Annotated in this window: 26 protein-coding genes; 15 read left to right on the forward strand and 11 right to left on the reverse strand. The window is 44.4% G+C overall.

Features of this window, described 5'->3' with window-relative positions:
• Together ICN45_RS02915 and ICN45_RS02920 are read right to left on the reverse strand one after the other, a co-directional pair.
• On the reverse strand, window positions 1-513 hold the full coding sequence (locus ICN45_RS02915) for a hypothetical protein (protein ID WP_216172900.1): 513 nt from the start codon (window positions 511-513) through the stop codon (window positions 1-3).
• A 42-nt stretch (window positions 514-555) separates the two neighbouring features.
• Complete coding sequence (locus ICN45_RS02920; RefSeq protein WP_255531067.1) at window positions 556-1,395, reverse strand: LOG family protein; 840 nt, start codon at window positions 1,393-1,395, stop codon at window positions 556-558.
• Between the two features lie 215 nt (window positions 1,396-1,610).
• Between ICN45_RS02920 and ICN45_RS02925 the strand changes: the two genes are divergently transcribed.
• The 3 genes from ICN45_RS02925 to ICN45_RS02935 all read left to right on the forward strand — a co-directional run bounded on the left by ICN45_RS02925 (window position 1,611) and on the right by ICN45_RS02935 (window position 3,862).
• On the forward strand, window positions 1,611-1,817 hold the full coding sequence (locus ICN45_RS02925) for a hypothetical protein (RefSeq protein ID WP_216172906.1): 207 nt from the start codon (window positions 1,611-1,613) through the stop codon (window positions 1,815-1,817).
• Window positions 1,818-1,993: 176 nt separating this feature from the next.
• Window positions 1,994-2,878: an NAD(P)H-hydrate dehydratase gene (locus ICN45_RS02930; RefSeq protein WP_216172909.1), complete on the forward strand. Its 885-nt coding sequence runs from the start codon at window positions 1,994-1,996 to the stop codon at window positions 2,876-2,878.
• A 6-nt stretch (window positions 2,879-2,884) separates the two neighbouring features.
• Window positions 2,885-3,862 carry a DMT family transporter gene (locus ICN45_RS02935; protein WP_216172912.1) on the forward strand — a complete coding sequence of 326 codons (978 nt, stop codon included), beginning with the start codon at window positions 2,885-2,887 and terminating at the stop codon, window positions 3,860-3,862.
• Between the two features lie 21 nt (window positions 3,863-3,883).
• Here the strand turns inward: ICN45_RS02935 and ICN45_RS02940 are convergent, their stop codons facing one another.
• Window positions 3,884-4,198: a hypothetical protein gene (locus ICN45_RS02940; RefSeq protein ID WP_216172915.1), complete on the reverse strand. Its 315-nt coding sequence runs from the start codon at window positions 4,196-4,198 to the stop codon at window positions 3,884-3,886.
• 38 nt (window positions 4,199-4,236) lie between these two features.
• Between ICN45_RS02940 and ICN45_RS02945 the strand changes: the two genes are divergently transcribed.
• A complete protein-coding gene (locus ICN45_RS02945) occupies window positions 4,237-4,866 on the forward strand; it encodes an FABP family protein (RefSeq protein WP_216172917.1) in 630 nt (209 codons plus the stop codon).
• A gap of 71 nt (window positions 4,867-4,937) precedes the next feature.
• Here ICN45_RS02945 and ICN45_RS02950 read toward each other — a convergent pair whose 3' ends face one another.
• From ICN45_RS02950 to ICN45_RS02960, 3 genes are read right to left on the reverse strand one after another with little or no spacing between them, the layout of a single operon-like run.
• Window positions 4,938-6,086, reverse strand: coding sequence for an aminotransferase class V-fold PLP-dependent enzyme (locus ICN45_RS02950; protein ID WP_216172919.1), 1,149 nt, complete (start codon window positions 6,084-6,086; stop codon window positions 4,938-4,940).
• A 54-nt stretch (window positions 6,087-6,140) separates the two neighbouring features.
• Entirely contained in the window at window positions 6,141-7,088 is a 948-nt protein-coding gene (locus ICN45_RS02955) for a tripartite tricarboxylate transporter substrate binding protein (RefSeq protein WP_216172922.1), read from the reverse strand.
• A gap of 5 nt (window positions 7,089-7,093) precedes the next feature.
• Entirely contained in the window at window positions 7,094-8,023 is a 930-nt protein-coding gene (locus ICN45_RS02960; protein ID WP_216172925.1) for a fumarylacetoacetate hydrolase family protein, read from the reverse strand.
• An 85-nt stretch (window positions 8,024-8,108) separates the two neighbouring features.
• On the opposite strand from ICN45_RS02960, the gene ICN45_RS02965 reads away from it, so the two are divergent.
• Window positions 8,109-9,077: a Bug family tripartite tricarboxylate transporter substrate binding protein gene (locus ICN45_RS02965; RefSeq protein WP_216172928.1), complete on the forward strand. Its 969-nt coding sequence runs from the start codon at window positions 8,109-8,111 to the stop codon at window positions 9,075-9,077.
• Window positions 9,078-9,098: 21 nt separating this feature from the next.
• On the opposite strand, the gene ICN45_RS02970 is transcribed toward ICN45_RS02965, so the two are convergent.
• Window positions 9,099-10,085: a Bug family tripartite tricarboxylate transporter substrate binding protein gene (locus tag ICN45_RS02970; protein ID WP_216172930.1), complete on the reverse strand. Its 987-nt coding sequence runs from the start codon at window positions 10,083-10,085 to the stop codon at window positions 9,099-9,101.
• Window positions 10,086-10,244: 159 nt separating this feature from the next.
• Between ICN45_RS02970 and ICN45_RS02975 the strand changes: the two genes are divergently transcribed.
• Entirely contained in the window at window positions 10,245-11,201 is a 957-nt protein-coding gene (locus ICN45_RS02975) for a dihydrodipicolinate synthase family protein (protein WP_216172933.1), read from the forward strand.
• Here the strand turns inward: ICN45_RS02975 and ICN45_RS02980 are convergent.
• Window positions 11,191-12,120: a DMT family transporter gene (locus ICN45_RS02980; RefSeq protein WP_216172936.1), complete on the reverse strand. Its 930-nt coding sequence runs from the start codon at window positions 12,118-12,120 to the stop codon at window positions 11,191-11,193. The genes ICN45_RS02975 and ICN45_RS02980 overlap by 11 nt on opposite strands.
• Window positions 12,121-12,271: 151 nt before the next feature.
• Between ICN45_RS02980 and ICN45_RS02985 the strand changes: the two genes are divergently transcribed.
• The 5 genes from ICN45_RS02985 (at window position 12,272) to ICN45_RS03005 (ending at window position 15,247) form a co-directional block, all read left to right on the forward strand.
• A complete protein-coding gene (locus tag ICN45_RS02985) occupies window positions 12,272-13,417 on the forward strand; it encodes an alpha-hydroxy acid oxidase (RefSeq protein WP_216172939.1) in 1,146 nt (381 codons plus the stop codon).
• A 57-nt stretch (window positions 13,418-13,474) separates the two neighbouring features.
• On the forward strand, window positions 13,475-14,212 hold the full coding sequence (locus ICN45_RS02990; protein ID WP_500797054.1) for a bestrophin-like domain: 738 nt from the start codon (window positions 13,475-13,477) through the stop codon (window positions 14,210-14,212).
• 11 nt (window positions 14,213-14,223) lie between these two features.
• Window positions 14,224-14,412, forward strand: coding sequence for a hypothetical protein (locus ICN45_RS02995; protein WP_216172942.1), 189 nt, complete (start codon window positions 14,224-14,226; stop codon window positions 14,410-14,412).
• Between the two features lie 103 nt (window positions 14,413-14,515).
• On the forward strand, window positions 14,516-15,058 hold the full coding sequence (locus ICN45_RS03000) for a cytochrome b (protein ID WP_216172945.1): 543 nt from the start codon (window positions 14,516-14,518) through the stop codon (window positions 15,056-15,058).
• A 12-nt stretch (window positions 15,059-15,070) separates the two neighbouring features.
• Window positions 15,071-15,247, forward strand: coding sequence for a hypothetical protein (locus tag ICN45_RS03005; RefSeq protein ID WP_216172947.1), 177 nt, complete (start codon window positions 15,071-15,073; stop codon window positions 15,245-15,247).
• Window positions 15,248-15,298: 51 nt separating this feature from the next.
• Here ICN45_RS03005 and ICN45_RS03010 read toward each other — a convergent pair whose 3' ends face one another.
• Both ICN45_RS03010 and ICN45_RS03015 read right to left on the reverse strand, forming a co-directional pair.
• Window positions 15,299-16,399 (reverse strand): alkene reductase, encoded by a 1,101-nt coding sequence (locus ICN45_RS03010; RefSeq protein WP_216172950.1) that lies wholly within the window; start codon window positions 16,397-16,399, stop codon window positions 15,299-15,301.
• Between the two features lie 70 nt (window positions 16,400-16,469).
• Window positions 16,470-17,414: a hydrogen peroxide-inducible genes activator gene (locus ICN45_RS03015; RefSeq protein WP_216172953.1), complete on the reverse strand. Its 945-nt coding sequence runs from the start codon at window positions 17,412-17,414 to the stop codon at window positions 16,470-16,472.
• Window positions 17,415-17,564: 150 nt separating this feature from the next.
• Here ICN45_RS03015 and ICN45_RS03020 point away from each other — a divergent pair, with 150 nt between their 5' ends.
• The 3 genes from ICN45_RS03020 to ICN45_RS03030 all read left to right on the forward strand — a co-directional run bounded on the left by ICN45_RS03020 (window position 17,565) and on the right by ICN45_RS03030 (window position 19,521).
• A complete protein-coding gene (locus ICN45_RS03020; protein WP_216172956.1) occupies window positions 17,565-18,050 on the forward strand; it encodes a rubrerythrin family protein in 486 nt (161 codons plus the stop codon).
• A gap of 63 nt (window positions 18,051-18,113) precedes the next feature.
• Window positions 18,114-18,281, forward strand: coding sequence for a rubredoxin (locus tag ICN45_RS03025; RefSeq protein ID WP_216861710.1), 168 nt, complete (start codon window positions 18,114-18,116; stop codon window positions 18,279-18,281).
• A gap of 73 nt (window positions 18,282-18,354) precedes the next feature.
• A complete protein-coding gene (locus ICN45_RS03030) occupies window positions 18,355-19,521 on the forward strand; it encodes an NAD(P)/FAD-dependent oxidoreductase (RefSeq protein WP_216172959.1) in 1,167 nt (388 codons plus the stop codon).
• A gap of 85 nt (window positions 19,522-19,606) precedes the next feature.
• On the opposite strand, the gene ICN45_RS03035 is transcribed toward ICN45_RS03030, so the two are convergent.
• Window positions 19,607-20,200, reverse strand: a complete 594-nt coding sequence (locus ICN45_RS03035; protein ID WP_216172962.1) for a urate hydroxylase PuuD — start codon at window positions 20,198-20,200, stop codon at window positions 19,607-19,609.
• 134 nt (window positions 20,201-20,334) lie between these two features.
• On the opposite strand from ICN45_RS03035, the gene ICN45_RS03040 reads away from it, so the two are divergent.
• The gene (locus tag ICN45_RS03040) at window positions 20,335-21,279 is read left to right on the forward strand and encodes a hydroxymethylglutaryl-CoA lyase (RefSeq protein WP_216172964.1); all 945 of its coding nucleotides are present in this window, start codon (window positions 20,335-20,337) and stop codon (window positions 21,277-21,279) included.

Below are 21,279 nucleotides of genomic sequence, written 5' to 3' on the forward strand. Positions count from 1 at the left end.
TTATTTAAAACGATCAATGATTTCAGAAGAAATATTGAGCTTTTGCATATGTAGTTTAGTGTAAGCCTGACGGAAATTCCGTGTCATGGAGATCATGACTGAGGCAGTCCAAGCGAAGGCAAACATGCCCGAGAAAGCAATAATGACGGCCAACATTTTCCAGCCATCTGGCAGGATGTCCTCCATAAAACCCATTGCTGTATAGGTACTGCCACTAAATAAAATACTTTGCCCTAAGGTAGGCAACAAACTGAGTACATAGATAGCAATACCCCAGAGGATAATTTCAGCAATGTGGGTGATGAATAAACAAAATACACTGATATAAAAACAAAGAGTCACATCAGAATATTTCTTCTCTGATAAATAGAGAAAAGTCTTCACTTCATAGCGCTTAGAAATTTGCAATAACACTGCGCCATGAAAAATCATCACGACCAAAAGTATGACAGTGCCAATGAGATAGCTAGGTAAGTCTAAAGAGGTGGCAATGCTGGTGTTTTGTGCATTCATAAATAAGCCTTTAGGGCATTTTACAGGTGACCTACGACTTCTTTAGGTCAATTGATAGTGATCTTGAATAATGCCCCAGGCCTGATCGGCAGTCTCAGCATAATGAATGGCCTTCATATCTTCTGCGTCGATCACCCCAAACTCCATCATTTGCTCAAAATTGATCATTTGCGTCCAAAACGCCTTACCTACCAAAACCACTGGGAAACGCTCGACCTTTTTAGTCTGCATTAAGGTGAGCACTTCAAATAACTCATCAAACGATCCAAACCCTCCAGGAAATGCAACGATTGCTCTTGCCCGAATCATGAAATGCATCTTACGCAAGGCAAAGTAATGAAAGCGAAAACTTAAGCCAGGACTAATGTAAGGATTGGGGTATTGCTCTCTTGGCAAGCTAATATTGAAGCCAATCGTTTTATCTCCCGCCTCAAAGGCGCCTCGATTAGCCGCCTCCATAATGCCAGGACCCCCACCAGTGCAAATATGCAACTTGTTTGCGTTTTGATTTTGCGTGGCGTTGTAGTGCGCCACTAAGGCACCAAACTCTCGTGCGGATTCATAATACTGACTATGGAGCAATGCTTTGCTAGAGGCTTCTATTTCCGCAGAAGTTTTAGCATTCTTCTCCAGCTCCAAAGCCTTGTCTCTACTAACAAAACGCGTTGAGCCAAATACCGTAATGGTGTGGGCAATTCCCTGTTCATGCAAGAGAATTTCTGGCTTTAATAGCTCTAACTCAAAACGAATTCCAATCGTTTCTCTGCGAGACAGAAATGCTTCATCACCAAAAGCAAATTTATAGGACTCGTCTGAGCTTTCCTCGGAAATGTCGCTCTTTTTGATACTCAAATAATCCGTAATGGTTTGCGAATTATTCATAGGGAGCTTTGGGCCCATTTGTCCACCTTCAACATCAACACCACTTCATCTTACCTCTTGAAATAAGTCACAAGAGTGTCGACTGCAGCCCATGATTGATTAGTGTAAATACCTAGTTCACTCTGTACTTCAAGGACTTAGGGCATTCTAGGATTTACCCAGCACACAAGAAGGGTTAATATTGTCCCAATTTCAACCACACCGAAGGAAAAGCAATGAGCAATCGTTCAATCATCATCATGGTACTGGTATTAGTTGGTGCCACAGCCTATTTACTCTTTAAGGGCGACGGCAATATTGATATGAGCGGCGAAAAGCATGGTGCTGAAGCTACTCATGTTGAAGAAGCCAAGAAAGATGCTCCGGCAGCACCAGCGGCAACACCAGCAGCACCGGCACCTGCAGCAGACGCTAAGAAGTAATCTTTTCCTTAGCAAAATCAAACCGCGGTCCGCCGCGGTTTTTTTATTCCATCGTTAGGATAAATTCTTCAACTGCTTAGTGCTACTTTGTACTGATCGGATCCAAGGGGCTAAATTCGCAGAATAGAGCCACTGATTTGCGTGTTCGCCCATCAAATCAGAGCGATACTAATAGTATGAGCCCTTTACCCATCAAGTTAGACGCACTCGCCTTAGCTAAGCGCCTGAAACGGATGCCTTCTGAACATAAAGGCAATGCAGGCAAAGTAGTCTTAATCGGCGGATCGTCTGGTATGGCAGGCGCTCTCTTATTAGCCGGTAAGGCCTGTCTTCATCTCGGTGCAGGCTGGACGATGTTAGAGATGCTCGATCCCCTTACTGCACATGCCTATTTAGACCAACCTGAGCTGATGATTGGACATACTAGTTCTTCGGCTGATGAACGTCTGAGTGAGACCAAGCCCGCTGTCGTTGCCATTGGTCCTGGACTTGGAAAATCAGATTTAGCAAGGGCTTGGTTAGATGCTGCCCTCGTCTATCCCATGATTCCTTTAGTGGTTGATGCTGATGCATTAAATCTTATTGCTGAGTCATCTTATTTACTAAAGGCACTCCAAGAACGTAATCAACAATTTCCAGGACAGACTGTTTTAACACCTCACCCAGGTGAAGCAGCAGCCCTTTTGGAGAGCAGCACTGAAGCAGTTCAAGCTAACCGACTAGAAGCAATTGAAAATTTAGTTTTACTAACTCAATCGATTGTTATATTAAAAGGTCAGCACACTTTAATTGCATCACCACTGCATGGGATGGTTGAATGCCATGCCGGAAATCCTGGCATGGGCACTGGTGGCATGGGCGATGTACTAACCGGCAGTATTGCTGCACTTGCCGCCCAAGGTGTCCGTCATGACTTGAACTTATGGGAAGCAAGCTGCATTGCTGTCGAGCTCCATGCCTCCGCTGCTGATAGCTTAGTAAATCAGGGCGTCGGTCCGATTGGACTTACCCCCTCTGAAACGATCTTAGAAATGAGAAGTCTGCTGAATAAGCTGTTATAAAACGGTATGCATTCAGCAAGCGCAGCAGACCACCATCGACGTTATCTTTACGGCATATTCATGGCCGGTATTGGCGCGATGCTTTTCTCGGGTAAAGCGATTCTGGTGAAGCTTTCTTTTGCTTATGGCGCAGACTCTGAAACCCTCTTAGCACTTCGCATGCTCATGGCCATGCCTTTATTTTGGGGAATCTTTTGGTGGGAAGCACGCAGAAAGCCCATGAGCCCGATAACCTGGTTGGATCGAGGTAAATTATTTTTACTTGGCTTCTTGGGATATTTTTTTTCAAGCTATATCGATTTCTTGGGACTGCAATACATCTCTGTTGGACTTGAACGGATTGTCCTTTATCTCACTCCAACTATTGTTTTATTAATTTCGTATTTTGTTTTACACAAACCCATTTCCCGTTTGCAGTGGTATGCCCTGGTAGTTGGTTATTTGGGCGTCTTTATTGTTTTCATTCAAGATGCCAGCTCTACTGGTATCAGTGCCTGGCTAGGAATGATTCTGGTCTTTGGAAGTGCGTGCTCATATGCTATGTACATGATTGGCTCAGGAGAAATGGTTCAGCGCATTGGTAGCGTCCGCCTAGTAGTCTATGCCAGTACTGCCTCAGCATTCATGAGCGTATTGCAATCCACCTTTTATCATCCCAGCGCTATTTTTGAACAAGCCCTCCCAATTTATTGGCTGAGTCTGCTGAATGCTAGCGTATGCACAGTCATTCCCATGCTGCTGATCATGATTGCCATTCATCGAATTGGTTCACCTCTAGTTGCTCAGGCGGGGATACTGGGTCCAGTCTCTACGATCTTTATGGGCTATCTGGTCTTATCAGAGCCGATCACCTGGATGCAAATCAGCGGCATGAGTTTAGTAATGGCAGCAATGTGGTTGCTAGTACGTAACAATGGCTCAGTAAAAAAGTCATCGACTTCTAAAAAATCAGATGACTTTGATGGAGCAGAACCCCTCAACTAATCGAGGGATGTATTACTGAAATTACTGGGTGGCTGCATCTGCCGCAGGCTTTGCTTTCTTCTTGGATTTTTTCTTCGTTTTTTTCTCAGCTTTCTTTTCTTTCTTAGGCTTCTGCTTTGCCTGCTTCTCAGTTGCCTTATTTGTAGGCACTGCTACTGGAGCTGCCGCTGGTGCTGCAGCAGGAGTAGCAGCTGGTGCAGGCGCTGGATCCGCTGCCATCACTGCTATTGGAGTAATGCCAATCGCCATAGAGATGAAAGTGGCTAAGCTGAGACGAGCGATACCTGAATTCATATAAATCTCCATAGAGTTTGTGGATAATTTAATAATACTCATAAATTTGAAATAAATGCTTCATTTTCCGAAGATCCCACATGACTGATTTTCCAAAAGATATCTTTACTGAACCCCAAGGGTATTCACTCAATACTTTGGAGAATCTGGGACCCTTTACGGGTATGGCGGGCATTTGGGAAGGCACCCGAGGCATGGACCGAAAGCCGAAAGCAGATGGGCCAAAAAATCAAGCCTATGTCGAGCATATCGAACTTCAACCAATTGATCCACAAACTAACGGTCCACAATTGTTTTATGGCTTGCGATATCACTCTCACATTACTAAGCCTGATCAAGTCAAAACCTATCACGATCAAGTTGGGTACTGGCTCTGGGAACCCGCAAGCGGAACCATTATTCATACCCTAACCATTCCCCGGGGCATGACTACAATGGCGCTCGGCAAATCAGGTGCTAATGCAAAACAATTTGAATTACACGCAAAAGAGGGAGATCCTTGCGCAGGAATTTCTTCAAATGCTTTTTTAGATTACGCCTTTAAAACTGTGGAGTTTCATATTCAGGTGAGCATCAATACGGATGGAACTTGGTCTTATGAACAAGACACGGTATTAAAGATTCAGAATCAAGCAGATTTATTTCATCACATTGATAAAAATACCTTGCATCAGATTGGAGAAGCCACGCCCAATCCACTGGCTAGATAATATTTGAACATCCTCATCTGCAATAGAAAAAGGCTATCCAAAGATGGCCTTTATTTTTCCGAATGCAGATATTACGCAGGCTGAGCTTCTGCCTCGGTAATTTTCTCCAGCGCTACCGCCAAATGCCCCAGAGTACGATCTACGTTAGCTAACTTCTCGAGACCAAATAATCCCAGACGGAAAGTGCGGAAATCTGGTCTTTCATCACACTGCAAAGGAACGCCCGCAGCAGTTTGTAAACCTAGTGCAATAAACTTCTTACCCGACTGAATCTCTGGATCCTTTGTAAAGCTCACCACGACGCCGGGAGATTGATAGCCTTTTGTGGCAACCGAAGGATAGCCTTTAGAAACCAGTAACTCACGGACTTTAGTACCTAACTCGATTTGCTTTTGCTTGAGTGCTGCAAAGCCTAGAGATTGCGTTTCTTTCATCACGTTACGCAGAGTCTTCAAAGCATCCGTAGGCATGGTTGTGTGATACACATGGCCACCCTTTTCGTAGGCTTCCATGATCTGCAACCATTTTTTCAGATCCATTGAGAAGCTTGTGCTTTGGGTAGATTCAATCCGCTCGCGACCTCTTTCACCAAGAGCAATCAGCGCGCAGCAAGGTGAACTGCTCCAGCCTTTTTGTGGCGCAGAAATCAATACATCTACATTGCATGCTTTCATATCAACCCACATCGCACCAGATGCAATGCAATCCAATACAAATATGCCGTTGACAGAACGTACTGCTTCACCAACTGCTTTCAGATAATCATCTGGAAGAATGATGCCTGCTGAGGTTTCAACGTGCGGTGCAAACACCACCGCTGGTTTTTCTTTCTTAATAAAGGCCACAACCTCTTCAAGTGGAGCAGGTTCGAATTCGCCTTGAGGAGAGTTGTCGACTTGACGGCCTTTTAATATTGAGATGTCTGCAAACGATTTATCTAAATCGAAAATCTGAGTCCAGCGGTAGCTAAAATACCCGTTACGCAATACTAAGATTTTTTGCTTACTAGCAAACTGACGAGCGACAGCTTCCATGCCGAAAGTTCCACTGCCGGGAACAATCACAGCAGATTGGGCGTTGTATGCATCTTTAAGAACACTTGATATATCCACTATCACGCGTTTGAACTCTTCAGACATGTGATTTAAAGAGCGGTCGGTGTAAACAACCGAGAACTCTAATAAACCATCTGGATCAACGTTGGGTAATAAGCCTGGCATAGCAATTTCCTAGAGAATAAAGTGATTAGCACTAAATGATACTGATTTAGTCAGTTATTGCACTGCAACCTTATTTTCCTTGATCAATTTCGCCCATTTTGATTGATCCAGGCGTAGAAACGCTGAAAACTCTTCAGGACTTCCGCTAGCGGGATCGCTTCCCCGCTCCAGCATTGCCTTACGTACCTTCTCCTGAGACATGACAAACATGACCGTTTGGTTGATTTTTTGAATCACTGGCTTAGGCGTATTTGCTGGAGCAAACAAGCCAAACCATCCCACAGCACTGTAGCCAGATAGCCCTGACTCTGCCACGGTGGGTATGTTTGACAATGCCTCAGAACGTTTAGCACCCGTTTGCGCTAAGGCCAATAATTTCCCTGATTCAATTTGTGGCATTACTGTTTGCGCTGGTGCAAACATCAGATCTATGTGGCCCGCCAACAAATCGGTTAGTGCTTGACCGGTACCCTTATAGGGAACATGAAGCAAAGAAATATTAGCTAGGGACGCAAATAATTCCCCAGCCAAATGAGATGCAGATCCCGGTCCGGAAGATCCATATCGAATCTTGCCTGGATTTGCTTTTGCATACGCAATCAAGCTGCGCACTGAAGTGATATTGAGCGCCGGGGACATGGTAACAATATAAGGAGAGGCTGAGATTAGGGCCACTGGAGAAAACTGATGAATATTTTTTTCAGTTACTGCGGCAGTTGAGCCCATCAATAAGGTATAGCCATCAGCCGTAGATTGAGCAACCAATTCAGCTCCAATGGCACCGCTTGCCCCTGGGCGGTTTTCAATCACAACTGACTGCTTCCACAAGTCTGAAGTCAACGGCGCAATTAAGCGGATTAAAGTATCGGCACCCCCACCAGGAGGAAAGGGCACAATCACTTTAATAGGCTTGACTGGGTATACATCTGCTGCATTGGCAGTCATCGTAGACAAAATAACACTACAGAGCAAAACCAGAGAACGGGTTAGGAGTTGCTTCATTTTTCTCATTCAATAATGGTGGTGCGCAATGTAGAGATGCTATCAATCGAACATTCCACTACATCACCTGGCTTAAGATAAAGCTCTTCAGCATTCTCTTTTCCAACAGCAACCCCACCTGGTGCACCAGTTGAAAACATATCACCAGGCTCGATCGGTATAAAGCGGGAGAAATGCTCCAAAATATCGGAGATCTTCCAAATTTGATCTTTGGTATTGACTCGCATGCGTTCTTCTCCATTCACTGAACAAGTCATCCATAGGTCATAAGGATCTGGTATCTCATCGATAGTTACAATCTCAGGTCCTAGAGGACCAAAACCAGGAATATTTTTTCCCGTCCAAAAACGGGAACCGGAGGCAACTTCACGCAACTGCAAGTCTCTACATGTCAGATCATTCAGAATGGTCACACCGGCAACATAATCCATTGCCTCCTCCTTCTTTGCACCCAAAGCACGTTTACCGATAACAAATACCAGCTCTGGCTCATAGTCAAGGCGCGTAATACCCTTGGGACGAACCACCTTGGCTTCATGTCCGGATAGACAAGAATTCAGTTTGATAAACGAAGTAGGCTCTTGAGGAATCTCTTTAATTAAATTCGTTCTTTTTAATTCCTCTAGATGGGTTCGGTAATTTTTACCAACACATAGGAATTTTTCAGCATTCATTACTGGCGGTAAAAAATGAATCCCTTGAGAATCTAATTGTAATTGTGAATACTCTTTAGCGGCCTGAACCCATGCTTTCGCTTGTTCCATCGCCGAGACTCCAGCACCCAAGAAAGCCCTCATATCCGTTGGAAAATCGAGGAGGCCAAGTTGCTTAGCAACATCAGCAAATGGAAGGATGTGATCACCTGAAGGATTGGGTAAACGAGCACCAATTTCTGGAGTGTTTGATCCTGCACGAGTAAACGTGATTAATCTCATATTAGTCTTTGATGCCCTTCATTCATTTCGATACACTGCAATCTAGAACTTGATACCATACTACAAATTATTCACGGGGAACGATATGAAGATCGGCCAATATTATTGTGCAGCATTTGCTTTCTTAATTTCCTTTTGTGGGACTGTTATTGCACAAGACTTCCCCAATAGGCCCGTCAAGGTTGTTGTCCCTTATGCCCCCGGAGGCCCTTCTGATATTTTTGGGCGACTTTTATTTCAAAAAATTGGTGAGAATACGGGCAAGACATTCATTGTTGAAAATAAGCCAGGGGCTAGTGCGAATATTGGCATCCAGCAAGTTGCTAAAGCCAGTCCGGATGGATACACGATATTGCTCACGAGTAGCGCATTTGTAATTAACCCATCACTCATACCAAATTCTGGATATGATGCAGTTCGAGACTTTGCGCCGATCACTATTCCAGCCAGCTCACCAAATATCATCGTCGTAAACCCATCATTTCCTGCAAAAAACTTTAAAGATTTTATTGCCCTGATCAAACAAAACCCGAGTAAATATGATTACTCCTCTCCTGGTGCTGGAACTAGTCCACAACTGACTGCAGAGCTACTAAAACTCAGGGCCAATTTAGATATTAAGCATATTGGCTATAACGGTGGAGGGCCTGCACTGCAGGCAGTCTTGAGCAACGACGTACCGATTTCCTTTGCTGTGCTACCACCCACAGTACAGCAAATTATGGGTGGAAAAGTGTTGGGTTTGGCAGTAACCAGTTCAGTAAGGTACCCAACGCTATCCGATATTCCTACGGTAGCAGAATCTGGCTTTCCAGAATTTGAAGGGGAAACAATTCAATTTCTGATGGCTCCAGCAGGCACACCAAAACAAATTGTTCAGAAGCTAAATCAAGATGTTGTAAAAGCTTTGGCAGATAAAGAGTTACGCAACAAACTTTCTGGTATGGGTTTTATTGTCAACGTTCGCTCTCCAGAACAATCTGAACAAAAAATTAAGCAAGAAGTTGAAAAATGGGCACAGGTTATTAAAGCCAATAATATCCAAGCAGATTAAGCAGATCCCCCTATTAAGGCCTTAATTGCTTGAAATCCCAGCAGCCTTCACTACTACTTCATTCTTCTTTAGCTCAGCAGCCATAAAGTTTTTAAATTGCTCTGGGGTACCCCCGATTACTACAGACCCCTCTGAAGTAAACACATCAGTAATTTCCTTATTCTTCAAGCCGCTGTTTACAGCGCGGTTAATTTGCTGAATGATCTTCGGATTCGTGCCCGCTGGAGCTAACATTCCATACCAAGTGCTAGCCTCAAATCCGCTAACACCAGCTTGCACCATTGTGGGAACATCCGGAAGCAAAGTAGATCTATTTTTTGAAGCCACTGCTAATGCTCTCAACTTTCCTGACTTGATAAATGGGGCTGAGGTGCTAACCGTATCAAACAACACATCTATATCACCACCTAATAATGCAGTTAAGGCGGGACTTGTACCCTTATAGGGGATATGAGTCATATCAATTTTGGTAGCTGTCTTGAAAGACTCACCCGCCAAATGTGCGGCACTTCCATTCCCAAAAGATCCATAGGTAAGGCCTTTTTTAGAGTCGAAGGATGCCTTTAATAAATCGGCTAGGGTATAAATTTTTGAATCTGCATTAACTACCAAAACTAATGGTTGAGAAGAAACCAAAATAATTGGCTCGAAACTTTTTACAGGATCATAAGGCAAGCTAGGATATGTGAATGGACTAATTGTTAAAGGGCCTGCAGCACTAAACAACAAGGTATATCCATCCGGAAGTGCTCTCGCAACAAACTCTTGTCCAATAATGCCGCCAGCACCTGCCTTATTCTCTACAGATACCGGCTGGCTAAAGCCACTGGTTAACATCTTTGCAATCAGGCGCGCTGTTACATCCGTTCCGCCACCAGGTGCATAGGGAACGACTAACTTAATCGGTCGATCGGGATAGTTCTGGGCGTGGGATAGGGAAGCAGTCAGTAGGAATAAGCTTAAACCTACCAGTAAGGCGGAAATCCATTTGTAAGTATAAGAACCCATAAAAAAATATCTTTCCATTTCTATATGAAATCAGTTGAGACTTTTTGTGTTGGCGGCCAATCTAAGAATTCACTTTACTATAGAATTAACTGCAGCAAATGTCATGATGAATTCCTGACACAGTAGACTCACTTCTTCACATCAATCCAAAGGTCAATAATGTCTTCAAGAAACGAAAAAGCGCTGGTTCTGAGCGGTTTATATCCGGCGACCATCACTCCTTTCAAGGCGGACCTTAGTGTTAACTACGAAGCCCTTGCTCGCCACCTAAAAGAAACAGTGCACACCCCTGGTGTAAAAGGAATTGCAGTGAATGCAGGATTAGCTGAGATTCTTCAACTTTCGGATGAAGAGAAGCAAAAGATCTTGAAGCTCGCTCGAGAAGTAATGCTTCCAGGGCAAACTTTGATTAGTGGGATTGAGGGTAGAGGTCCTGCAGCGGTCAAAGACGGGCTCCTAGCAAAAAAGGCTGGAGCAGATGTGCTACTGGTATTAAATCCTTTTGATGCACGCCCCTATCGTCGCTTGGCACAAAATCCTGAGTCTGTCTATCAGTTCTACAAAATATTGGATGAACAGGTTGACTTACCGATGATCGTCTTCCAATATCCAGACCAATCGGGTTGCGCTTACTCGCTAGAGTCCCTGATTCGCATCTCTTCCATTCCTAATGTTGTAGCAATCAAAGCAGCCTGTGGCACTGTTACGCGTTACGTTCAGATATGGGAGGCCTTGCATGACAAGCTCACAATCCTTGCAGCATTAGACTCACCACCACTTTTGGGAATGATCTTGCATGGTGTTCATGGAGCACTCATTGGCATTAGCGTTATCGATACACCAAAATGGGTAGAATTAATTGATGCAGCAATCTGTGGAGATGCGGTTAAAGCACAAAAAATTCACCGCGAGTTTTGCATCCCAATTATGGATGGTGTCTTTGAAAATCAAGAGCCTAGCTCGCCAACAAGCGAAGTAGCTTGCGTCAAAGAGGCTTTGATGCAGTTAGGTCAAATTCCAAACTCTCTAGTACGCCCACCAGCAGTGAATGTGACCGAAGCACATCGCGCACATGTCAGACAGGGCTTAATCAGTTCGGGTTTAATTAAATCTTAGAGTAGATTTGACTATTGCGCGACCTAGAAGAAACGATAATTCCAGAAACAATTAGGGCAAAGGCAATGCCATGGAACAGTTGGGGCGGCTCACCCAACATCGCGGCAGACAATAATGCGGTAAATAAAGGTATGAAATTAGCAAAAAAAGCGGCAACAGTAGGGCCTGCACCATTGACGCCTAAACCCCAGCAACGATACGCAATTAAGGATGGGCCAATAGCCACAAATAAGATTAGTGAGCCAGTCCATAGATTCAAATCTAAATGAGCATTGCCAGCAGCAATCTCGAAGCCATCAAAAAATCCAGTCCACAGCAAGCCAACAAATACCTGCGCCATTAAAAAGTTGGCCCACGGCCAATTACGCTCACTACTCTTTCCTGGTTGACTCAGCATCCAACTATAAAAAGCCCATAAGATAGTGGCCAACATAATTAAGAGGTCGCCAACAACCATTTGCATCGACAACAATGTAAATAACTCGCCTCTAGTCAAAACAAATGCAACCCCAATCATTGAGATCAGTGCTCCCAGCAACTGCAATCGACTAGGCTTCACATGATAGAAAATTGCGCCAATGATTAACATCCATATTGGCATACTGGCACCAATCAAGGTGACATTAATCGCTGTTGAAGTTTGCAGTGCTAAGTAGAGAAGGACGTTATAGCTACCAACACCGAATAGACCTAAGAGTAAAAAACGTTTCTTATTTTTCCAAAGAGCACTTTTTGGCTTGAAAACACCCCAACCAAAAGGAAGTAATAGTAGTGCTGCCAAACCCCAGCGAACCGCACTCAATGTAATAGGCGAAACCGCTCCGCTAGCAACCAAAACACGTGCTGCAATTGCATTACCAGCCCACAGGGCAGTTGCAATTAACAAATAGGAGATAGTGGCAAGATTAAGCTGAGGCATTCAAAAGGGATAGGGATAGGGGTAAATGGGCATTGAGGGGTCCCAAGCAAGGGATACCATAACATTGTAGAAACAATTACTCGGTATTGCTAAGATATAGCTTAATTAGGCAAATGCTTCATCCTGAAAGCATTCACTAGAAGGATACAGAGTGGCAATCATTACGAATATCGAAGACTTAAGAGTGCTTCACCAAAAACGCACCCCTAAGATGTTTTATGACTACGCCGACTCAGGATCTTGGACTGAATCAACCTATCGCGCTAACGAATCCGATTTTCAGAAGATTAAATTACGTCAGCGCGTGGCAGTCAACATGACTAACCGTACAACCAAAACTACGATGGTTGGAGAGGAAGTCACAATGCCAGTGGCGCTTGCTCCAACTGGACTTACCGGAATGCAACATGCGGATGGGGAGATTCTGGCTGCAAAAGCAGCTGAAAAATTTGGTGTGCCATTTTGCTTATCTACTATGAGTATCTGCTCCATTGAAGATGTTGCTGAGCGCACTACTAAGCCATTTTGGTTTCAGCTCTATGTCATGAAAGATCGTGGTTTCATCGAGCGCTTAATTGAGCGCGCTAAGGCTGCAAAATGTTCTGCCCTAGTCTTAACCTTAGATCTCCAAATTCTAGGTCAGCGTCATAAAGATTTGAAGAATGGTTTATCTGCACCACCAAAGCTCACTATTGCCAACATGATTAATATGGCGACCAAGCCACGTTGGTGCTTAGGCATGGCTATGACTCCTCGCAGAACCTTTCGCAATATTGTTGGGCATGCCACTGGTGTCGGTAATATGTCCTCCCTCTCCTCTTGGACTGCCGAGCAATTTGATCCTGGCCTCAATTGGGGGGATGTTGAATGGATAAAAAAACTCTGGGGTGGCAAGCTCATCATCAAAGGGATTTTGGACGAAGAGGATGCTCGCTTAGCAGCAAACTCTGGTGCTGATGCACTGATTGTTTCTAATCATGGCGGTCGCCAATTGGATGGCGCAATTTCTAGTATTCGAGCACTGCCCGGCATTGTGAATGCCGTTGGTAATGATATTGAAGTGTGGATGGACGGCGGCATTCGGTCTGGTCAAGATGTTTTAAAGGCCTGGGCATTAGGCGCACGCGGCACTATGATTGGTCGCCCATTCCTGTATGGCTTAGGTGCTATGGGTGAAGCGGGTGTTACGAAGTGCCTCGAACTCATCCATAATGAATTGGATATCACCATGGCCTTTACGGGACATCGTGATATTCAGAACGTTACTAAAGATATCTTATATCCAGGGACTTTTTAAATTAGACACATCCTCAATTACCCTCTCTTAGTTTTTGGCCTAACCTTTTTAATACTCATTTTTTCTGTTTGGTTTGGTAATGCAGTATTAAGCCGCTTTCGCACGAAAGATACCGAGACCTCTGTGGATCTGGGGATTATCCAAACAGCGACCTTAACTTTGCTGGCGCTGATTATTGGCTTCACCTTCTCCATGGCAATTGACCGCCACGATCAACGCGAAATTCTCGAAGAAAGCGAAGCCAATGCGATTGGGACCGAATATCTCAGGGCAGACCTACTCCCCCCAAAATCAGCGTTAGCCACTAAAGAATTATTAAATTCTTACCTAGACCTCCGGATTCAGTTCTACTCTAGACAACCCCATGAGAAAGTCTTAGTCATTCGTCAAAAAACAAATGAGGCTCAGCAAGCCCTCTGGAATGAAATTTTGCCGATTGTACGAACCAATCCAACACCAACGATGGCACTCGTTGCCTCGGGTATGAATGATGTTTTGAATTCTCAAGGCTATGTGCAGGCAGCGTGGTGGAATCGAATCCCTTACACTGCTTGGGCTTTGATGGTAGCGATCGCCATCTGCGCTAATTTATTAGTTGGCTTTGGGGCGCGGAATTTTCAAAAGAATATCGGCCTCTTCATGATTTTTCCCTTTGTGATTTCTGTATCATTTTTCTTGATCGCAGATATTGATAGCCCCAGAGGTGGAGTCATCCGCATTGAACCCAGAAACTTGATTACGCTTCAGAAAGTAATCAATCCCAAGATAGCCAGTACTAATTCAGTATCACCATAGAGGCGGTAAACATGAAACGTGTAGTTGATGTCTATAAAAACCGTGGCCGTGAGCTTGTCTGGACTTACGTCATTCACCTCCAAAACGATGATGAATTTCACCCAGGACAGCTGGATTTTGAAGCCGAAGCGCTCAGGCTATCCCAGATCGATAAAAGAGGCTTAGTCAGTGAATTAAGCGCCAAAGTAAGGCTGAATTAGCCCAGGGAAGTATAAAAATAGGGGAAATTACCCCTAAACTTGTTATTGTTAATGAGATTCATTATCATTTGTGATGATTCTTCATTAATTAATAGCAAGCAATATGTCAAAAACTCACTATCACCCTGCCTCCATCTTTTTTCATTGGTTTGTATTTCTTCTGGTTGTAGCAGCTTTCATCGTCATTGAACTTAAAGGACAGTTCCCCAAGGGAAGTGAGCCACGCGAGCTCTGTAAATCTGTCCATGGCGTCATTGGGCAGCTTATTTTTATAGCCATGGCTCTCCGACTGATGATCCGTTTCACTTATGGCGTTCCGAATCCCACTAACCCAAAACCGGTATTTATCTCTTTCGCTAAGGCAATGCATTGGTTGCTATATGCCCTGCTACTGATATCGCCTATCTTTGGCGTGCTCTATTTTCAGTATGGCGGGAAAGAAATCCACTTCTTTGGATTGGTATGGCCTCAACTACTTACCCCTAATCCGGAAATGAAAAAACTCGCTGAAGGGATCCATGAGTTTTTAGGAAATTCGCTGTATTTCCTCATTGGTATTCATGCACTAGCTGGACTATGGCAACATTACGTCTTAAAGGACGATACACTTCGTCGCATGTTGAATAAAATAAAAGCCCACGCTTAGGAGCAATCACCCATGAAGCCCTTATCAAAAAAAGCAAAGATAGCTGTGGGCTGGACCGTACTCATGACGGTAGTGGGCACCGCTATGTTGCATCAATGGGAATTCTTTGCCATGGGATGCGCCTCGCTTGCGCTTCTATTAGTAGCCAACCAGTACGACCTCCTCAAAGATCCAGAAGACAAAAAATAAACCTCGTCCTTTATGGGGAGCGAGGTTTATCTAAACTGACCTAAGCAAAAATTAGAGGGTAGGATAGTCAGTGTAGCCCGCCTCATTGCCACCATAAAAGGTAGCGCGGTTGTATGGACTTAACGGAGCATTCTTTTTAAATCTCTCCACTAAATCTGGGTTCGAAATGTATAAGCGACCATATGCTACTGCATCAGCTAAGCCCTCTTCCAATACTTGCTCACCCATTGCCTGATCGTATCCGCCAGCAGTAATAAATTTACCTTGATAAGCGGCGCGGAATAACTCTGATGTAATTGGTGCATCTTCATATACTTGATCATTGCCGCCAGAACTGGTTGAGCGAGGCTCAATCATATGGACGTAAGCCAGCTTATAGCCATTCAGTTTGTTAATCAATGTAGTAAACAAAGCGATTGGATCGCTATCTTCGATATCGTTGAATGTGCCGTATGGAGAAAGACGCACTCCAATTTGATCACTTGGAAATACCGTACTAACAGTCTCAATCACTTCATCCAATAGACGGATGCGATTTTCAATTGAGCCGCCGTACTGGTCAGTTCGCTGATTGGTTCCGTCTTGCAGAAATTGATCCAGTAAGTAGCCATTAGCAGCATGAATCTCAATACCATCGAAGCCTGCTGTTTTAGCATTTTGTGCGGCGAATTCGAATTGTTTTAATAAGCGAGCAATATCCTCAGTGCTCATTGCCCTAGGTGTTTCGTAATCGTGCAGTTGCCAATCTGCGCCATAAGTTTGGCCTGAAGCAGCAATTGCGGAAGGTGCCTCAGGCAATCCTTGCTCAGGATGTAAAGATGAATGAGAAATCCGACCGACATGCCATAACTGCGCAACAATCGATCCGCCCTTTGCATGTACAGCTTCGACTATTTCTTTCCAGGCGGCCGTTTGCGGTGCTGAATAAATACCGGGGGTAGCAGGATAGCCCATACCTAGCGGGGAAATTTGGGTTGCCTCTGTAATAATTAAGCCAGCACTAGCACGTTGGGCATAGTAAGTCTTAGTTAATGGATTTGGTACCTCGCCATCGATTGCACGCATCCTCGTTAATGGCGCCATCACAAGACGATTCTTCAATTGAATTGAGCCGAGATTAACCGGTGTAAACATTACTTCTTTACTTGTCATTGAATACTTTCTAAATATTAAGCTGATAAACCTTTGACTGTACCAAAATTTACGGAGAAATACTGTGCGTTCAATTTAACTTGACACTTCTGTGTCCTCGACTGCCCGGAAGAATTCCGCCGAAACGCTCCTGAATACACTCAGATAGGACTGCAAATTCCTTAGCATGCGCTGTAGATGGCCTTGCCACAAGAGCAATCACCCGCTTTGGTGCAGGCGCAGTCAGAGGCCTAGCTAGCAATGTCGTGTTAGTTAATAAACCCCCTTTGATAGCCATCTCTGGAAGCAAGGCAATCCCGAATCCAGATTCCACCATTTGCAATAAAGTTAAGAGGCTAGTTGCCTCCATCCCTTCAGCGTGAAGTATGTTGGACTTCTTGCACGCCTGCATACTGTGGTCACGTAAACAATGCCCCTCCTCCAACAATAAGAGGCGCTCAGCCATCTTTGCTGGCAAAGTCACTTCTTTTCCCTTTAGGGCGGGATCATCTTCTCTAGCCACCAACCAAAATTCATCATTAAATAATTCTTTAACAAGCAAGCCACTGACATCGTATGGCAAAGCAATCAAAGCAAAATCAAGCTGATGATCTGCTAGTCTGGTTAACAGATTTTTTGTGAGGTCTTCTCGTAAAGTGATTTTAAGATTTGGAAAACGCTGACGAATATCAGGCAATACATTAGGTAGTAAGAATGGAGCAATGGTTGGAATAACACCCAAGCGAATAGTTGCCGTCATCGGCTTACTTAAAGCGTTCGAATATTCCACTAAGTCTTCAGATGCTGCAAGAATCACCCTAGCGCGCTCCAGCACTCCAACGCCAGCTGGCGTAAGAGAAACATTTTGACGATCACGCTCAACCAAGCGGATACCCAAACCCTCTTCGAGTTCTTTCAAGCCCGCACTCAAAGTAGATTGACCTACAAAACAAGACTCAGCAGCCCGAGTGAAATTAAGCTCTTTTGCCAAGGCCACTAAATAGCTCAGTTGTTTAAGCGAGGGTAAATAAGCCATATCAGTTCCTTATCGATAATTTAGATCAATACTATCATTATTATTCATTGGACTGATTAATGATTTAAGCCCAAAATCCGATTCATGGTTGAGGAAGTAAGAAATTAAGTAATCAACAAATTTTTAATCATCAATACAAAGGAAATGAAAATGGCACGTCCTGAAATTAAAACAATCCAAAACTTAGAGTCAGCATTCGCAGGAGAATCAATGGCTCACATTAAATACCGCTACTTTGCAAAATTAGCACGCGCTGCGGGAGATGAGGAAACAGCAAAGATTTTTGAGGCTACTGCAGATCAAGAAGTATTGCATGCATTCGGTCACTTAGATCTTCTCTACCCTGCTCACACCATTACCCCGACTCGCGCACTTGAAATTGCAATCGAAGGGGAGACTTATGAGTACACAGAAATGTACCCATCATTTCGGAAGACTGCAGTAGAAGAAGGTAATTCTGCAGCCATTCAAGAAATTGATGAACAGATTGCTGAGTCCAAAGAGCATGCTGAGCAATTTCAAGCGGTATTAGCTAAAGCAGCAAAACGCTTTGCGGCCTTGGCAAACGTCGAAGAGCGTCATGCAAACCATTACAAGAAAGCCTTAGAGCAGGCCAAAGCCTTTGCAGCGCAATAAGTCATAGCAAGAAATAAAACTCGATTAAATTTAAAATCAATACACCATCATTAAGGAATAAACATGAAAACTTGGCAATGTATCGTATGCGGCTTTATCTATGATGAAGCTTTAGGCTTACCAGAGGATGGCATCGCTGCCGGAACTGCTTGGTCTGATATCCCCGAAAATTGGGAATGTCCAGATTGTGGGGTTGCAAAGGCTGACTTTGAGATGGTTCAGGTAAGCTAAGCTCTTCAGTATTTTTAGACTCTGATTTTCTCTTTTTATATAACTTTTTTCTGCTTTACTTGGGAGCCCAGCTTTGACTCAAAACACACCTCAATCATCCGCAATCGTCATCATTGGGAGCGGATTAGCTGGGTATACCGTTATTCGTGAGGTTCGTAAACTAGATAAATCTGTCCCGATTACCTTAATCACTCGTGAGCCTGGCTATTTTTATTCCAAGCCTATGCTCTCTACCGCACTTGCAGGCAAGAAAGAAGTAGCTCAACTAGTTACCACCCCAGCAGATGGAATGGCAACGCAGCTGGAAATCACTATCCTATCTGAAACAGATGTGAGTGCGATCAACATTCAAGCACAGACACTGCAAACGAACAAAGGGGAAGTGCCTTATGGCAAGCTTGTGATGGCCCTAGGGTCAGATCAAATTCGTTTACCTTTGGCTGGTAACGCTGCCAAAGAAGTACTGACGGTAAATGATCTTGAGGATTACGCCCGCTTTCGTCATGCAATAGTAGGTAAAAAAAATATTGCCATTCTGGGTGCGGGCCTCATTGGCTGTGAGTTTGCCAACGATTTAGTATTAGGCGGCTATGCAGTAGATGTGATTGATTTGGCCGCTCAGCCATTGGGTAGACTGTTACCCGAGCAAGCAGCTAAAGAGCTGCAGGCGAAATTGAGCGATGCTGGTGTACGCTGGCATTTCTCCACCACAGTGCAGTCTATCGATCGCAATGGAGACGTTTTGCAAATTACCTTAGCCAATGGTGACTGCATCATAAGTGATGCTGTCCTATCGGCAGTGGGTTTAAAACCCAGATTAGATTTAGCAAAAGCTGCAGGTATGCGCACTGGCTTAGGTATCCAAGTGAATCGCGAACTCGAAACCAGCGCAAGTAATGTCTATGCGCTTGGCGATTGCGCGGAGGTTGATGGGCTTGTCCTCCCCTATGTGATGCCCATCATGCAGGCAGCAAGGGCATTGGCGCCAACCTTAATTGGGCAACGGACAGCACTCATCTATCCAGCAATGCCTGTCATGGTCAAGACTCCTGCCCTAGCTACTATCGTTTCACCTCCTGCCAAGGGAGTGAAGGGCGAATGGAAAACAACTGCTGTTGATGGCGGAATTGAGGCACGGTTTGAATCTGCTGATGGCAAATTACTAGGCTTTGCTTTAATGGGGGCGGCTACCGCTCAACGAGGTGCCTTAAGTAAAGAACTCCCGCCGATCTTGTCATAGGGGTTGCGCTAAGTTTGTCGGAGAGGTAATGACAGAAACAAAAAGGCCCGCTATGCGGGCCTTTTCTTTAAAGCAGATGGCGTGATTAAGAAACGATCACAAACCAAGTAGTGTTGTGTGACTGAGCAACCATCAAGAACAACATAGGTACTGAAAGCAGTGTATTTAAACGGGATGTCAACATCGCCACACGAGCAGATTTTGCTTTGACGTCAGGTTCCACAGCGACGATACCAAGAGCGCGTTTTTGATTTGGCCAAATAATGAACCAAACGTTGAAGGCCATAATTAAAGCAATCCACATTCCTAGGCCGATTGCACGGAACGGACTTTGTAATGTAAACGCTTGATGTAAGTAACCATTCAACGCAGCAACGATCAAACCAGTAATGACGGTGAAGAGCGCTGCATAGCGGAACCAAAATAAAGCTGCTGGTGCGATCACCTTACTAATTGCTGGCTTTTGCTCATCTGGAATCTTTGGCATAGAAGGAATTTGCACAAAGTTAAAGTACCAAAGCAGACCAATCCACATGACACCGAACATGGTGTGTGCCCAACGGAATAGGAAAGGCAATTCAGCAGAACTAAAGTTACCGCCCAAAGCGAAGATGATGATAACGAGCAGAACAAAACCTGCCAATACGGTGCGTCCTAATGAGGCCAAGATTGATGCCATGGAAGAATCTCCTATGAGTAATAATGGATCTAACTATAAACGATTCTGATGATTGTGCTGTGGCAAGCCAAAATCCAGAATTCTCTCTTAAAATAGCGACTTAGCCCAATTTGGGTTCAAAATAGCCTATCTTTATGACAAACACTGTGCCCCTTAAAAGCCCAAAACGGATCTATATCCAAGAAGTTGTTACACGTGACGGGTTTCAGGCGGAAAGTACCTTTATTCCGACAGAGGAAAAAATTGCTCTGATTAACCGCCTAAGTCGTGCGGGGTATGCCAAGATTGAAGTGAGCTCTTTTACTAGCCCAAAAGCAATACCGATGTTAGCCGATGCTGAGGCGGTCATGAAAGGCATCTATCGAGAGCCCGGTGTTGAATATACGGTTCTAATTCCGAACCTCAAGGGTGCAGAAAGAGCATTAACCGTTGGCGTTGATGAATTCAATTTAGTGATGTCAGTTAGTGAAACGCATAACCAAGCCAACCTCAAGATGGGTCGTGAGGACTCTTTTCAGGGACTTGTCTCAGTTATTGAATTAGCGCATGCAAATAAGACTGCAGTGAATATTTCTTTATCGACTAGCTTTGGCTGTCCTATGTCAGGTATTACCTCTTTAGCAGAATTCATGTCCTGGGTAGATCGGTTTGCTAACCTTGGGGTACGCGGTATTACTATCTGCGATACTACTGGCATGGCAAATCCTGCGCAAGTTCAAGCAATATGCGAGGCTACCCAAGCCAAGTATCCAAAGCTGCAATGGACCTTGCATTTCCATAACACCCGGGGCATGGGTCTCGCAAACGCCTTAGCGGCCGTAAACAGTGGCATCGACCGCTTTGACTCTTCATTGGGTGGCTTAGGTGGTTGCCCTTATGCTCCTGGCGCAACCGGAAATATTTGCACTGAAGAACTCGTCCATATGTTCGATCTCATGGGCTTTGATACGAATATGCAGATTGATGCTTTATTAGAATGCTCAAAAGACTTGCAGACCCTAATTGGAAGAGTCTTGCCGAGTCAATTACTCATGGCAGGCAAAGTAGACCGCCTTTACGAAGCGCCTTGCCAAAGCTAG

It is taken from the genome of Polynucleobacter alcilacus (assembly GCF_018881545.1).
GTDB classification, from domain to species: Bacteria; Pseudomonadota; Gammaproteobacteria; order Burkholderiales; family Burkholderiaceae; genus Polynucleobacter; species Polynucleobacter alcilacus.